Raw genomic sequence first — 14,630 nt, 5'->3', positions numbered from 1 at the left:
TCGGGTACAGCTTATGCTGTACCTTTTTTATTAAGGGAAATAGAATTATATGAATAATAAACTGTGGCAAATTGGGACTGTCAAAATTGATGGTCAAGCCATATTAGCGCCTATGGCAGGGGTTAGCGATATTGCGTATCGACTATTGGCCAAAGAACATGGTGCAGCTTTGGTGTGTACCGAAATGGTCAGTGCTATGGGCATTAAATATAAGAATGAGCGTACTCATGAATTATTGCGCATTGAAGATGTAGAACGTCCTGTATCTATGCAAATTTTTGGCTCTAATCCAGAAGCAATCGCTTTGGGGGCTAAGGTTGTGGCCAATGCGGGCGCCGATATTGTAGATATAAACATGGGCTGTCCTGTAAAAAAGGTGGTTACCTCTGGCGATGGTTCAGCACTTATGAAAAATCCTGATCTAGCGGCGCGTGTTGCAGAAGCAGCTGTTGAGGCTGTCGATGTACCTGTTACTGTAAAAATGCGCATCGGTTGGGATAGTGACTCTATTAATGTAGTGGATTTTGCAAAGCGCATTGAGTCTACAGGTGTAGCTGCTATTGCCGTACATGGTCGTACAAAGGAGCAAATGTATAGTGGGCATGCGGATTGGTCTTATATTAAGGCTGTGAAAGAAGCTGTATCTGTACCTGTACTTGGCAATGGTGATATTGTGGAGCCTGAAGATGCTAAGCAAATGCTTGATGAAACAGGCTGTGACGCCGTAATGGTAGGTCGTGGGGCACAAGGAAACCCTTGGATATTTGGTCGCATTCACCACTATTTAGCTACTGGTGAAGTGTTACCAGGACCGACCGATATAGAGCGTCTAGATATGTTATTAAAGCATTTTGACTTGTTATGCCAATACAAGGGTGAAGGTATGGCCGTTAAGGAGATACGGACTCATGCGGGGTGGTATATGAAGGGATTACCAGAATCTGCATATTGGCGCAATCGCGTGAATACAATTCATACTGTAACGAGCTTTCACAATGAGCTAGAATCGTATCGCAAAATATTGTCCGAAGGTTAGTCAGATTGACAAATGAATAGTATTTTTATATAATGGTTGAGATAATTTAGAAACAAAAGATAAGGTGTCATCTTACTATGACACTTTTTCTTATTATTTATATGTAGAAAGAGTGGGGTACCCATGGCAGATGTAAAAGAAACATTACTTACCGCCGAAGGTTTAAAGAAATTAGAAGAAGAATTAGCGTACTATAAATCTGTACGCCGTATTGAAGTATCTGAACGTATTAAAACTGCTATTGAATATGGCGATATCAGTGAAAACTCTGAATATGATGATGCAAAAAATGAACAAGCTTTTATTGAAGGTCATATTGTAGAGTTAGAGAATAAAATTAACACTGCGAAGATCATCGATGAATCTGTTAAAGGTGACGTTGTATCTGTAGGTAGTAAAGTTACTGTACTTGACACTATGTACAACGATGAATTGGAATATGTTATCGTTGGTTCCTCTGAAGCGGATCCATTTAACAATCGTATCTCTAATGAATCTCCTGTAGGTAAAGCTATTTTGGGTAAACGTAAGGGTGATGAAGTAGAGGTTTCCACACCAGATGGTCCTGTAACATTCAAAGTGTTAGCAATCCAATAATTTACAATTACCGACAAAGAGGCGATAACATGAGTGAAGAAATTAAAAATATACAAGAAGAGCTGAATGAGCAAATGCAAATTCGCCGCGATAAATTAGCCGAATATGAAGCTGATGGTATTTACCCATTTGGCCAACGTTTTGTCGTAAAAGATTACGCAAAAGACATTAAAGAAGACTTCTTCTTGAAATATGATGGTCAGCCTGTAGTTATTGCAGGTCGTTTGATGACAATCCGTTCCCATGGTAAAACGGCATTTGCGAATATTCGTGATAAATCTGGTGATATTCAAGTATACTTCCGTAAAGATGTTTTGGGCGAAGAGGCTTATAAATACGTTAAAATGCTTGATATCGGTGATATCATCGGCATAGAAGGTCACGTATTTAAAACGCATACCGGTGAAGTTACCATTAAAGTTAACAAATTAACATTGTTATCTAAGTCTTTACGTCCACTACCAGAAAAATGGCATGGATTAAAGGATACAGAACTTCGTTACCGTCAACGTTATGTTGATTTGATTGTAAATCCTGAAGTGCGTGATACATTTGTAAAACGCTCTCAAATCGTTGCTAAGATTCGCGAATACATGATGCGTGATGGCTTCATGGAAGTGGAAACACCGATGATGCATGCTATCCCTGGTGGAGCTGCTGCACGTCCATTTATCACTCACCATAATGCGCTTGATATCGATATTTACATGCGTATTGCACCAGAATTGTATCTCAAACGTTTAATCGTTGGTGGTATGGACCGCGTGTTCGAAATGAACCGTTGCTTCCGTAACGAAGGTATCGATAATCGTCATAATCCAGAATTTACTACTATCGAATCATACCAAGCCTATGGAGATGTAGAGGATGCGATTCGCTTAACAGAAAATCTTGTGTCCTACTGTGCTCAAGAAGTACTTGGTACACAAGAAATTACATACCAAGGTACAGAAATTAATTTGACTCCTCCTTGGAATCGTATCACAATGGCTGAAGGTGTAAAAAAATACACTGGTGAAGATTTTGATGCAGTCACAACTATAGAAGAAGCTCGTGCTATTGCTGATCGCTTAAATGTAGAATACACAGAAAATGATGGTATTGGTAAAATCTTAAATCTTTGCTTTGAAGATTATGTAGAAGAAAACTTGATTCAGCCAACTATCGTATATGGTCACCCTAAAGAGATTTCTCCACTTGCTAAAGCAAGTCGTGAAAATCCATTGGCTACAGAACGTTTTGAAGCTTTCATCTATGGTCGTGAATTGGCAAATGGCTTCTCCGAGTTAAATGATCCAATCGACCAAAAACAACGTTTCTTGGATCAATTGAAAGAACGTGAAGCGGGTGACGATGAAGCTCATCGTATGGATGAGGATTTCGTTACTGCTCTTGAGTACGGCTTGCCTCCAACAGCTGGTCTTGGTGTTGGTATCGACCGTCTTGTTATGTTCTTAACAGACTCTGCATCTATTCGAGATGTATTATTGTTCCCGTTGATGAAACCAGAAGCTCCTAAGCATTTTGAAGCTGAAGAAGATTAATTCTAAAGCTCACTACCGTGTATGGTGGTGAGCTTTTTGCTGTTTAGCATACAAAAAAAATCGATATAAAGCCCGTATCAAACACTTTGATACGGGCTTTTATCAACTCTTATAATGTTGATTAATAAATATATGAAGTGTGATTAGATATACAATATAAAAATGGTGTACGGATTATCTATGATTACATTATGATATACATAAAAAATTTTGATTTACTTTGTGATGAAATAAAAGAACATGGATATATAGTATTTATCGTTGATTTTCCAATATTATAGAGATATATGTGATTAAATTTACACATACCTGTAATAGTATAGATTATACATTTAAATCATGCACAATGTATAATTATGATATATGTGTATAATTAAACACTTTTAAATGAAAAATTCAGATGTTAAGATAGAAATATAGATACGTGAATTACCTTTAAAACAAGGAGGTGTATTTAGTAAAGGTGAATTCATTAATAAATTTTATAAATCAACCCTATGTGTAAGTTATATTCTTTAAATTATCGTTGTTAACATAATTTAGGAGGAAACACATCATGAAACATTTAAAAATTGCTTTCTCTCATAAGGCGCAATTCTACTTCGGTTCTATGGAAGGGCGTACAAATGTGGAGCTTAGTCAAACTGATTTTACCGATGTGGGGGCCATCGTCATTAGCGAGTCCGATACAGATGTACTTGAAAATGAGTTGGTACAATCCTTTGGTATACCGGTTTTCTTGGTTGTGTTTGATAAGTCTGTAGATATTTCTCCTTTTATCGGTAAGGTGGAACGTGTTATCGACGGATCAACTACAAATTTTGATTTATATAAACGACAGATTGAAGCGGCTGCTGCAAAATATGAAGCATCTATGTTACCGCCATTCTTCCAGGCCTTGGCAAATTACGTAGAGGACGGTAATTCTCAATTTGACTGCCCGGGGCATCAAGGGGGGCAATTCTTCTGCAAGCATCCTGCAGGACGTGCTTTCTATGATTTCTTCGGAGAAAATGTATTCCGCGCCGATCTTTGTAATGCGGACGTTAAGTTAGGTGATCTTCTGATTCATGAAGGTTCCGCAGTTGAGGCTCAGCAACATGCTGCACAGGTGTATAATGCGGACAAAACATATTTTGTATTGAACGGAACATCATCTTCTAATAAGGTCGTGTTAAATGCATTACTTACTCCTGGGGACATTGTTTTATACGATCGCAATAATCATAAATCGATTTGTCACGGGTCGCTCGTCATGTCCGGCGCAACACCTGTATATCTTGAAACGGCACGTAATCCGTTCGGGTCCATCGGCGGTATCTTAGAACATTGCTTTGATGAAAAATATATTCGCAAGCTGATTGCTGAAAAAGATCCTAAGAAAGCAAAGGCAAAGCGGCCTATCCGGTTGGCGGTTATTCAATTGGGAACGTATGACGGGACCATTTATAATGCGCGTCAGGTAGTCGATAAAATCGGACATCTCTGTGATTATATCTTCTTTGATTCCGCTTGGGTCGGCTATGAACAGTTTATCCCTATGATGAAAGACTGCAGTCCGTTGCTTTTGGAACTTGGTCCTGATGATCCTGGTATCCTGGTATCTCAATCCGTTCATAAGCAGCAGGCGGGCTTCTCACAGACATCTCAGATTCATAAGAAGGATAAGCATATTAAGGGGCAAGACCGCTATGTAAATCATAAACGTTTGAATAATGCGTTTATGATGCATGCCTCTACATCACCGTTCTATCCGTTGTTTGCAGCCCTTGACGTAAATGCAAAAATGCATGAAGGCGAAGCGGGTAAAAAATTATGGATTGAATGTGTGGAAACGGTTATCGAAGCTCGTAAAGCCGTATTGAAACACTGTAAATATCTACGTCCGTTAGTACCACCGGTTGTACATGGTAAAAAGTGGGAAGACGGCGACACAAAGAAAATGGCACAGGATGTGGATTACTTCGCATTTGAACCGGATGCGAAATGGCATTCCTTTAAAGGCTATGGCAAAGGTCAATATTTCATAGATCCTTGTAAATTTCAATTGATTACACCGGGTATTAATGTGGAAACGGGTGAATACGAAGATTTCGGTATTCATGCCAATATTCTTGCAAACTACTTGCGTGAAAACGGAATCATTCCTGAAAAATGTGACTTGAATACCATTCTGTTCTTGATGACACCGGCGGAAACAAAGACGAAGATGGATGATTTAGTGGCGCAACTTGTCCGATTTGAACAATTGATTGAAGCTGATGCACCTATGCAAGATGTATTGCCGTCCATTTATTACAGCCACTTGGATAAATACAAGGGATATCACATTCGTCAGCTATGTCAGGAAATGCATGACTTCTATAAAGACCGGAATGTAAGTATCTTGCAACAACGATTGTTCTTATATGATTACTTCCCGGAATATGTTATGAATCCTCAGGAAGCTAATTTTGAATTCCAGCGCGGCAAAGGTGAACTTGTACCGTTGAGCGAAGCGGAAGGGCGCATCGCTCTTGAAGGTGCGCTTCCTTATCCTCCAGGGGTATTGTGCGTACAACCGGGCGAATGTTGGTCAAAAACTGCTTGTGATTACTTCTTGGCGTTGGAAGAAGGCATCAACAAATTACCTGGATTTGCTCCGGAAATTCAAGGCGTATACATTACGGAACAGCCGGATGGAACGAAGAAAGCATTCGGTTATGTGTTGAAAAAAGAATTTGAAAAATAATTCCTCTGTGTACCGTCGGAGGTTTTCCGGCGGTACAATACACAAGATAAAAGGAGGTAACTATGAGTACAGGCAAAAATAAGATGTCCGTATTGCAGCTTACAATTTTGACCGCTGTAAATATGATGGGCTCAGGTATTATCATGCTGCCTACAAAATTGGCGCAGGTAGGATCATTGTCAATCGTATCATGGCTGATTACAGCTGTAGGTTCCATGTGTTTGGCCTATGCTTTTGCAAAGTGCGGTATGTACAGTCGTAAAGGCGGCGGTATGGGCGGTTATGCCGAATATTCCTTTGGCAAGGCGGGGAACTTTATGGCGAATTATACGTATGGCGTGTCTCTTTTAATCGCCAATATTGCTATCGCTATTTCAGCCGTAGGCTATGCGGCGACCTTTGCAGATGTTACGTTGACTCCGTTGTTGACCGGTATTTATACGATTGTCACATTGTGGTTGGCGACGACGTTGAATTTCGGTGGTGCCAGCATCACGGGACGTGTATCCAGCTTTACGGTATGGGGTGTTATTGCACCGGTTATCGTAATCAGTACAGTCGGTTGGGCTTATTTCTCAACAGATATGTATGTGGCGAACTGGAATGTTAATAATATGCCGTTCGGCGAAGCGGCAACTAATTCCATCGCTATGACTTTATGGGCATTTCTTGGCCTTGAGTCCGCCTGTGCAAATGCGGATGCCGTAGATAATCCTGAAAAGAATGTACCGAAAGCAGTTCTCGGTGGTACATTAGGGGTTGCAGTTATTTATATCGTATCCACCAATATGATCTTTGGTATTGTTCCTGCAAATGAACTCGTTAACAGTAATGCACCGTTTGGTTTGGCCTTTGCATCCATGTTTAACGGTGTAGCCGGTAAAATCGTTATGGGTCTTATGGTTATGTCGTGTTTCGGATCTTTACTCGGATGGCAGTTTACCATTGCCAATGTATTTAAAGGTGCTGCGGACGAAGGATATTTCCCTAAATTATTCAGCAAGATTACATCTAAAGATGCACCTGTAGTTGGTATGGTAACGATTACAATCATTCAATCCTTCCTCAGCTTGATGACAATCAGTCCATCTTTGAGTGAACAGTTTGAAACGCTCGTTAATTTAGCGGTTGTAACGAATATCATTCCATACCTCTTGTCGATGGGGGCTATCATCGTGTTGATGAAAGCTACGGGCCGCAGTGGCGGCGAATTGAAGGGGACAACCTTTATCGCTTTCATTGGCTCCATTTATAGCTTATATGCGCTATATGCATCCGGTCTTGAAGCAATGACATATGGTGCCATTGTAACCTTTGCGGGCTGGACCTTGTACGGCTTTGTATCGGACCGATTTGATTTGGAACGAAATCTCGGGAAATAGTCTTTATACGATGCGCCTCCTGAGGGAGGCGCATTGTTAGGATGTTTATTTATTATTTATTATTTATTATTGACAGTATATAAAAATAATTTTATACTTAAACTAAGACATATTTGTTCGGTACATATTTTATACAATTGATATATATAATTTCATAGTAAGACTATACCTTGTATACCCTTGACATGATGGGTCAAGGCTTTCTAGCGGGAACCGATATTCACGACTACAAGAGCTATTTTGTGATGCTCTTGTAGTCGTTTTTATTTATTTTCTTCTCTTTAAGTTAGGAGGTAAGTAAGATGAATTCGATGTCGAATGAGAGTGTGAGACACGGACAGGACCGGTGCTGGCTTGATAAATTTTTCAAGCTGTCTCAGCATGGTACGAATGTGCGTACCGAGATTTTTGCGGGCATAACTATGTTCATCGCTTCCGTATATATTTTAGCGGTTATACCGAATTTGCTGGTTGCATCCGGTATGCCTCATGAAAGTACGGTTGCGGCAGTTATTTTGACGACCGCATTTACGACAATTTTAATCGGTTTAGTAGCGAACGTTCCGGTTATCGTCGCTCCGGGACTAGGACTTAGCGCATTCTTCGCCTATACCATATGCGGATCGATGGGACTGACCTGGCAGACCGCACTAGGTGCCGTATTTATTTCCGGTGCTGTCTTTATTGTTTTGACAATAACGCGTATTTTGAATCTTATCATCGACGGTATTCCCAAGGTACTTAAAACATCTATTGGTGTCGGTATAGGTCTCTTTATTGCTTTTATCGGATTTAAAAATGCTCATATTATCGTAGCGGATAAGGCCACATTCGTAACACTTGGCAATATGCAGGATCCTGCGGTATTGTTGACATTGGCCGGTTTGCTCATCACCAGTGTGCTCTTAGCCAAGCAGGTGAGGGGCGGTTTGTTGTTGGGTATGATTATCACGACTGTTGCGGCCATGATTTTCGGTTATACAAAGGTCCCTGAAACTAGTGCGGATATTTTCAACTTGGTGCCGCCATTTCCTGTGGATACATTTGCTCAATTGGATGTGATGAGTGCTATTAAATATGGATTTTTGTCTATTATTTTCTCTATTACAATTGTAGATATGTTTGATAACATCGGTACGCTTATCGGTGTCACGCGAAAAGCGAATCTCGTTGATGCGGACGGTAAATTTAAACGGTTAAATCATGCATTACTATGTACATCTATAGGTGCCGCGGCCGGTGCAATCATCGGTACGTCTACGGTAACTTCCTATATTGAAAGTGCGGCCGCTGTTGCCGATGGTGGACGTACGGGTCTTACGGCATGCGTAACGGGTATATTATATTTAATCGCTCTGTTTTTTGCGCCATTATTCTTATTGGTACCTGCTCAAGCAACAGCTCCGGTACTCGTTATCGTAGGTGTATTTATGATGAGTGAAGTGACGCATATCGACTTCGGTGATTTTACGGAAGCGTTGCCTGCATTTTTAACGATTCTTCTTATGCCGCTTACCTTCAGTATTGCGCAAGGTTTATCCTTCGGTTTTATCTCTTATACATTGGTGAAACTTATTACAGGACGTCGTAAGGAAATCCATCCTGTTATGTATGTAATGACCATTGCTTTCATCATACATTTTGCTATATAAGCTGTGAGAGTCGGGATTGTTATATGTGTTTTTATTGTTGAGAGAGTAGCATCGAGCAATTATAGTTCATTGTAGTTGACGTACGTATATTACGGTTAAGCGGTATTGTTGAAAAGAGGAGATTATTCGATGAATTCCGTTTATATAGTAAAAGGTAATATTATTTATACATCACGACCAGCGGAGTTTGCAGTGATTCCAAACGGCTATATGATTGTGCGTGACGGTCGTATCGCATATTGTGGTGAAAGTATTCCCTCCGAATTTGAGTCGTATCCGGTTGAGGACTACGGGGATAATTTAATTATTCCCGGATTTGTCGATACCCATGCTCATGCGCCTCAATTTTGCAATCGAGGCCTTGGCATGGATAAAGAATTGCTGCCTTGGCTTGAAACGTATACATTTCCGGAGGAGGCGAAGTTTTCGGATTTAGACTACGCAAAGACGGTATATAGCGCTTTTGTTAACGAATTATGGCGTTACGGTACAACGCGCAGTATTTTATTTGGCACTATTCATAAAGAAAGCACATTGCTATTGATGAGGTTGCTTTCAGAAGCCGGCCTATCCGCTTTTGTAGGCAAGGTTAATATGGATCGGAACAGTCCCGATTATCTGATTGAGGATACGGACCAGTCCTTACATGATACGAGAGTATGGCTTGAAGAGGCTCGACAGTTTGGACCGCTCGTACGACCTATTGTAACCCCTCGCTTTGTGCCATCCTGTACGAGCCGCCTGATGAGTGGTCTCGGAGATTTAGCGGTGGAGTATAATGTGCCAATTCAATCGCATTTATCTGAAAATCATGGTGAGATTGAATGGGTTCATTCACTTCATCCGGATTCCTCCAGTTATACGGATGTATACTGTGAACATCGTCTGATGGGTACAGTGCCGACGGTCATGGCTCATTGTATTCATCTGAGCGATGAAGAAATGGAGCGGATGCATGAAACGAAGACGATGGTGGCACACTGTCCGTATTCTAACGTGAATTTGTCCAGCGGCATTGCACCTATACGAAAATTATTGAATCATGGTATTTCCATTGCACTGGGATCAGACATTTCAGGAGGCCATGACATCAGTATGGCTAAGGTTTTGACCGAAGCCGTGGGTTTGTCAAAGATGAAGTGGGCCGAGGTGGATGCCAGCTATGCATCGCTTACATTACCGGAAGCTTTCTATATGGCGACTAAGGGAGGCGGACAATTCTTTGGTGACGTAGGTAGCTTTGAAACCGGCTATGAATTTGATGCTCTTGTTATCGATGATCATGAATTGTTTGATCCGAATGAACGGAGTATAGAGGAACGTCTGGAACGGTGGCTATATATAGGTGATGATCGCCATATTGTTGGGAGATATGTAGCCGGTAAATTGTTAGATGAGCCTCCGATGGCTATGTAGCTATCATATAATAGAATAAAAGTTCATATGTTAGTGATTATTGAAGGTCCACCGTGCATAAGGTATACGGTGGACTTTTTGTAATACATTTTATACACTTCGATGATTAGTGTATAATAAAGATGTATATAAGTCAGAAAGGAGTGTGCTCAATGGATATATTAGGGGCAAGGCGCTCCATTGAACAGAAACTGCTGATGCAATCCGTAGGGCTTATGGCTTTGGTGGCTGTGAGCGGTACGATAATGGGGATTGTGACCGGGTCGAGTGCGGTCTTATTAGATGGTGTATTCTCCTTTGTCGATGTAGTTATTAAGATTATGATGCTCATGACGGCCAAATTAGTGGCTCGTGAGACGAGTAAGCGCTTTCAGTTCGGATATTGGCAATTTGAACCTCTCGTACTCGCGGTGGAAGGTTTTTTTATTTTGCTTATCGTGCTGTACGCGTTATCCAGCGGTATTACGGATTTGTTAAGCGGTGGACGTCACGTAGACTTCGGACCAGCTATTTTCTATGCTATATTCTTTACTGTTGCAGATACTGCTTACTATCTTTATGTACGTCGTATTAATAAAAGTTTACAGTCTAACTTGATTAAATTTGATAATGTAAGCTGGTATGTCGATGCTTTGTTAGAAGCGGCTATCTTGATTAGTTTCGTTGTAGCTACTATGCTAGAAAGTACTGAATATGCTAGATGGGCTACCTATATTGATCCTATTGTATTAATTGTTTTAGCTGTACAGATGGTACCATCTGCATTTCGTATTATTGTGCCATCCATGAAACAAATATTGGGATGGGCACCAACTTCATTGCATAATGAAGTGCAAGAAATTATGGATCGCTTTATGGAAAAGTATAATTTTAAAGATTATGTGACGAGCGTGCAAGTATACGGCAATACTCGAATCATTGAAATTGATATTTTAGTTCCTAAAAGTTTTCCATATCAAACTATTGCTGAAATTGATGCTATTCGCAATGAAATTGACCAAGAAATCGGCGGTAACCCAACGGAAAAATGGGTGACCATTTCTTTTACAGGCACGCGTAAATGGATGGCAAAAGATTATTTGCTAGATGAAGAAGAGGATGAATAATATAAAATATTGGTGAGAAGTCTAGTATATAGCACATAATTTAATGATAAATACACCAATATATGGTATACTTAAACGTATTGAATATATTGTGCGTAACATAGTTGGAAAATGAGGTTTATAGTATGTTAGATTTAAAATTTGTCCGTGAAAATATTGATTTAGTGCAACAAAATTTAGATAATCGTCATACAAAAGGCGATCTGAAAACCTTTGTATCCGCTTATGATGAACGTCGTCAATTGATCGGCCAAGTAGAAGAATTAAAAGCGCTTCGCAATTCTGTAACAGAAGAAATTAGCAAATTAAAACGCAACAAAGAAAATGCTGATGAAAAAATCAAAGAAATGAAAAAAGTAGGCGATGAGATTGCTGAGCTTGATAACCGTATTCGCGAAGTGGAAACAAAATTGCGTGATGCGGCATTGATGTTGCCAAATATGTGTGATGCATCTGTTCCTGTAGGGGCCGATGAAGATGAAAATGTGGAGCAACGCAAATGGGGCGAACCACGTCAATTTAATTTTGATGTACAGGCTCATTGGGATTTAGGTGAAAGCCTCGATATCCTTGATTTCAACCGTGCAGGCAAAATGAGTGGAGCTCGCTTTACTGTGTATAAGGGGTTAGGGGCTCGTTTGGAACGCGCTCTTATCAACTTCATGGTGGATCTTCATGTAGATAAACATGGCTATACTGAAATGATGACTCCATATATGGTAACGCGTGAAACTTTGACGGGCACTGGGCAATTGCCTAAATTTGCTGAAGATATGTACCATGTAGAGGGAACGGAATATTTCTTGATTCCAACTGCTGAGGTTACATTGACTAATTATCACGGTGGTGAAATTTTGAGCGAAGAGGAATTGCCTAAATACTATACTGCATTCACCGCATGTTTCCGTGCTGAAGCGGGTTCTGCGGGGCGTGATACTCGTGGCCTTATTCGACAACATCAATTTAACAAAGTTGAAATGGTTAAATTAGCTAAACCAGAAGATTCTTTCAAAGAATTAGAAACATTAACAGATAATGCAGAAGAAGTATTGCGCTTATTAGAATTACCGTTCCGTGTTATCACTCTGTGCACAGGTGATATGGGCTTTGGTTCTGCTAAAACCTATGATGTAGAGGTGTGGATGCCTGCACAAGGCAAGTATAGAGAAATTTCCTCTTGCTCTAATATGACTGATTTCCAAGCTCGACGTGCTAATATTAAATTCCGTCGTGGACCTAAGGGTAAACCGGAATTCGTTCATACATTAAATGGATCTGGTCTTGCAGTAGGGCGTACAGTAGCCGCTATCTTGGAAAACTATCAACAAGCCGATGGGTCCGTTGTAATTCCAAAAGTTCTCGTGCCATACATGGGTGGCGTTGAAGTGATTTCACCGGCTAAATAAGAGGGGGCATTTTATGAGATTCTTTATTGATACAGCAGAATTTGATGAGATTAAAGAGGCCTATGACTTTGGTTTTATTGATGGCGTAACTACGAACCCATCGCTTATCGTGAAAGCTAAACGCGATTTGAAACAAGTTATTTCTGAAATTGCAAACCTTGTTGATGGACCTGTTAGCGCAGAGGTCATTTCCTCTGATGTAGAAGGCATGGTGGCGGAAGCACATGACCTTGTGAAATTAGGCTCTAATGTGGTTATTAAAGTCCCTATGACTCCAGAAGGCCTTAAAGCCGTTGCTATTTTGAGCAAAGAAGGCATTAAAACGAATGTGACTTTGATTTTTTCTGCAAACCAAGCCTTATTAGCTGCTCGTGCAGGTGCAAGTTATGTGAGTCCATTTGTGGGTCGTATTGATGATATCAGCATGGATGGTCTTACATTAATTCAAGATATTGCAGATATTTTCGCTATTCATGAAATTGAAACTGAAATTATTGCTGCAAGTGTGAGAACTTCGCTGCATATTATTCAATGTGCTAAAGCAGGTGCTCATATTGCAACTGTTCCATTTAAAGTACTCATGCAAGCTATGAAACATCCGTTGACTGATGCAGGACTTGCAAAATTTATGGAAGATTGGAAACAAGCTAATCAATAAGTTAGAGACTCTAGGTAAGAGTCATATCAATACATAGAGGACTTATAAGGAGGCCCATTATGGATCGTACATTATCTTTGGAATTTGCTCGTGTCGTTGAAGCCGCAGCTTTGCGTAGCGGTCGTTTGCTTGGCCGTGGGCAAAAGGATGCAGCCGATGGTCTTGCTGTAGATGCTATGCGTCAAGCGTTTGATTCTGTTCGCATTTCTGGTACTGTGGTTATCGGAGAAGGCGAAATTGATGAAGCTCCTATGCTTTATATCGGAGAACACGTAGGCGCTGGCGGACCAGAAGTAGATATCGCAGTTGATCCTATTGAAGGGACAAACTTGATTGCTAAAGGTCAAAATGGTGCTATTGCAGTTATGGCGATTGCAGAAAAAGGTGGCTTGTTACATGCACCAGATATGTACATGGAGAAACTTTGTGTTGGTCCTCGCGGTGCAGGTGCTATCGATATTACGAAATCTTTGACCGAAAATATCAAAAATGTAGCGACTAAAATGGAACGTAATGTAGATGAAATCACGTTGGTTATGCTTGATCGTGAGCGTCATCAAGGCTTGATGAAAGAAGCTCGTGAAGTAGGGGCTCGCATTATGCTCATCTCTGATGGTGATGTTAATCCAGCTATGGAATGTTGTATCGAAGGTTCTGGGGTACACATGGTTGTAGGTACTGGTGGTGCACCTGAAGGTGTACTAGCGGCTGCAGCCTTGAAATGTGTAGGCGGCGATATGCAAGCTCGCTTAAAACCAGAAACGGATGAAGAAATTCGTCGTTGCCATGAAATGGATATTGCCGATGTAAACCAAGTGCTCACATTAAATGATTTAGTTCGTACTGATGATGTTATCTTTGCGGCTACTGCCATTACACGTGGTAACTTATTAAATCCAATTCAATATTTTCCAGGTGGTGCACGTACGCATACTATTGTAATGCGGTCTAAAACTGGTACAGTTCGCTTCCTTGATACAGTGCATATGGATCATAAACTTAAAACATTAAAAGCAAAATAAGAATAAAGCCCTGAAATATACTCAAAAATTGGACATAAATTTTTGAGATATATTCAGGGCTTTTTTTCTTTGTATTTTCT

Annotated in this window: 11 protein-coding genes and 1 riboswitch; all 11 genes read left to right on the top strand. The window is 40.4% G+C overall.

Annotated elements, in window-relative coordinates:
* The first annotated feature begins 49 nt into the window (after positions 1-49).
* The 11 genes from dusB (at position 50) to glpX (ending at position 14,550) form a co-directional block, all read left to right on the top strand.
* A complete protein-coding gene (gene dusB, locus E7A03_RS07910; protein ID WP_287509029.1) occupies positions 50-1,036 on the top strand; it encodes a tRNA dihydrouridine synthase DusB in 987 nt (328 codons plus the stop codon).
* Positions 1,037-1,159: 123 nt separating this feature from the next.
* On the top strand, positions 1,160-1,633 hold the full coding sequence (gene greA / locus E7A03_RS07905) for a transcription elongation factor GreA (protein ID WP_004695428.1): 474 nt from the start codon (positions 1,160-1,162) through the stop codon (positions 1,631-1,633).
* A gap of 29 nt (positions 1,634-1,662) precedes the next feature.
* Positions 1,663-3,177, top strand: coding sequence for a lysine--tRNA ligase (lysS, locus tag E7A03_RS07900; protein ID WP_316073980.1), 1,515 nt, complete (start codon positions 1,663-1,665; stop codon positions 3,175-3,177).
* 556 nt (positions 3,178-3,733) lie between these two features.
* Positions 3,734-5,908: an ornithine decarboxylase gene (locus E7A03_RS07895; RefSeq protein ID WP_021147864.1), complete on the top strand. Its 2,175-nt coding sequence runs from the start codon at positions 3,734-3,736 to the stop codon at positions 5,906-5,908.
* Positions 5,909-5,970: 62 nt separating this feature from the next.
* Positions 5,971-7,290, top strand: a complete 1,320-nt coding sequence (potE, locus tag E7A03_RS07890) for a putrescine-ornithine antiporter (RefSeq protein ID WP_021147865.1) — start codon at positions 5,971-5,973, stop codon at positions 7,288-7,290.
* Positions 7,291-7,440: 150 nt separating this feature from the next.
* A riboswitch (purine riboswitch) is annotated at positions 7,441-7,539 on the top strand.
* Between the two features lie 53 nt (positions 7,540-7,592).
* Positions 7,593-8,942 (top strand): NCS2 family permease, encoded by a 1,350-nt coding sequence (locus E7A03_RS07885; RefSeq protein ID WP_024060965.1) that lies wholly within the window; start codon positions 7,593-7,595, stop codon positions 8,940-8,942.
* A 129-nt stretch (positions 8,943-9,071) separates the two neighbouring features.
* A complete protein-coding gene (guaD, locus tag E7A03_RS07880) occupies positions 9,072-10,358 on the top strand; it encodes a guanine deaminase (protein ID WP_021147867.1) in 1,287 nt (428 codons plus the stop codon).
* 152 nt (positions 10,359-10,510) lie between these two features.
* The gene (locus E7A03_RS07875) at positions 10,511-11,464 is read left to right on the top strand and encodes a cation diffusion facilitator family transporter (protein WP_024060966.1); all 954 of its coding nucleotides are present in this window, start codon (positions 10,511-10,513) and stop codon (positions 11,462-11,464) included.
* A gap of 125 nt (positions 11,465-11,589) precedes the next feature.
* Positions 11,590-12,870 (top strand): serine--tRNA ligase, encoded by a 1,281-nt coding sequence (gene serS, locus E7A03_RS07870; RefSeq protein ID WP_105087050.1) that lies wholly within the window; start codon positions 11,590-11,592, stop codon positions 12,868-12,870.
* A gap of 13 nt (positions 12,871-12,883) precedes the next feature.
* A complete protein-coding gene (gene fsa, locus E7A03_RS07865) occupies positions 12,884-13,528 on the top strand; it encodes a fructose-6-phosphate aldolase (RefSeq protein ID WP_024060968.1) in 645 nt (214 codons plus the stop codon).
* 59 nt (positions 13,529-13,587) lie between these two features.
* On the top strand, positions 13,588-14,550 hold the full coding sequence (glpX, locus tag E7A03_RS07860) for a class II fructose-bisphosphatase (protein ID WP_316059740.1): 963 nt from the start codon (positions 13,588-13,590) through the stop codon (positions 14,548-14,550).
* Positions 14,551-14,630 lie beyond the last annotated feature (80 nt).

Origin of the sequence: Veillonella parvula, from assembly GCF_032472435.1 — a bacterium.
Lineage (GTDB): Bacteria > Bacillota > Negativicutes > Veillonellales > Veillonellaceae > Veillonella > Veillonella parvula_N.
The sequence above is the reverse complement of the archived record's forward strand: the minus strand, read 5'-3'. Positions and strand labels throughout refer to the sequence as shown.

Coding starts and splice junctions, on each gene's coding strand:
- dusB (WP_287509029.1), top strand. CDS start 50: ATGAATAATAAACTGTGGCAAATTGGGACTGTCAAAATTGATGGTCAA.
- greA (WP_004695428.1), top strand. CDS start 1,160: ATGGCAGATGTAAAAGAAACATTACTTACCGCCGAAGGTTTAAAGAAA.
- lysS (WP_316073980.1), top strand. CDS start 1,663: ATGAGTGAAGAAATTAAAAATATACAAGAAGAGCTGAATGAGCAAATG.
- E7A03_RS07895 (WP_021147864.1), top strand. CDS start 3,734: ATGAAACATTTAAAAATTGCTTTCTCTCATAAGGCGCAATTCTACTTC.
- potE (WP_021147865.1), top strand. CDS start 5,971: ATGAGTACAGGCAAAAATAAGATGTCCGTATTGCAGCTTACAATTTTG.
- E7A03_RS07885 (WP_024060965.1), top strand. CDS start 7,593: ATGAATTCGATGTCGAATGAGAGTGTGAGACACGGACAGGACCGGTGC.
- guaD (WP_021147867.1), top strand. CDS start 9,072: ATGAATTCCGTTTATATAGTAAAAGGTAATATTATTTATACATCACGA.
- E7A03_RS07875 (WP_024060966.1), top strand. CDS start 10,511: ATGGATATATTAGGGGCAAGGCGCTCCATTGAACAGAAACTGCTGATG.
- serS (WP_105087050.1), top strand. CDS start 11,590: ATGTTAGATTTAAAATTTGTCCGTGAAAATATTGATTTAGTGCAACAA.
- fsa (WP_024060968.1), top strand. CDS start 12,884: ATGAGATTCTTTATTGATACAGCAGAATTTGATGAGATTAAAGAGGCC.
- glpX (WP_316059740.1), top strand. CDS start 13,588: ATGGATCGTACATTATCTTTGGAATTTGCTCGTGTCGTTGAAGCCGCA.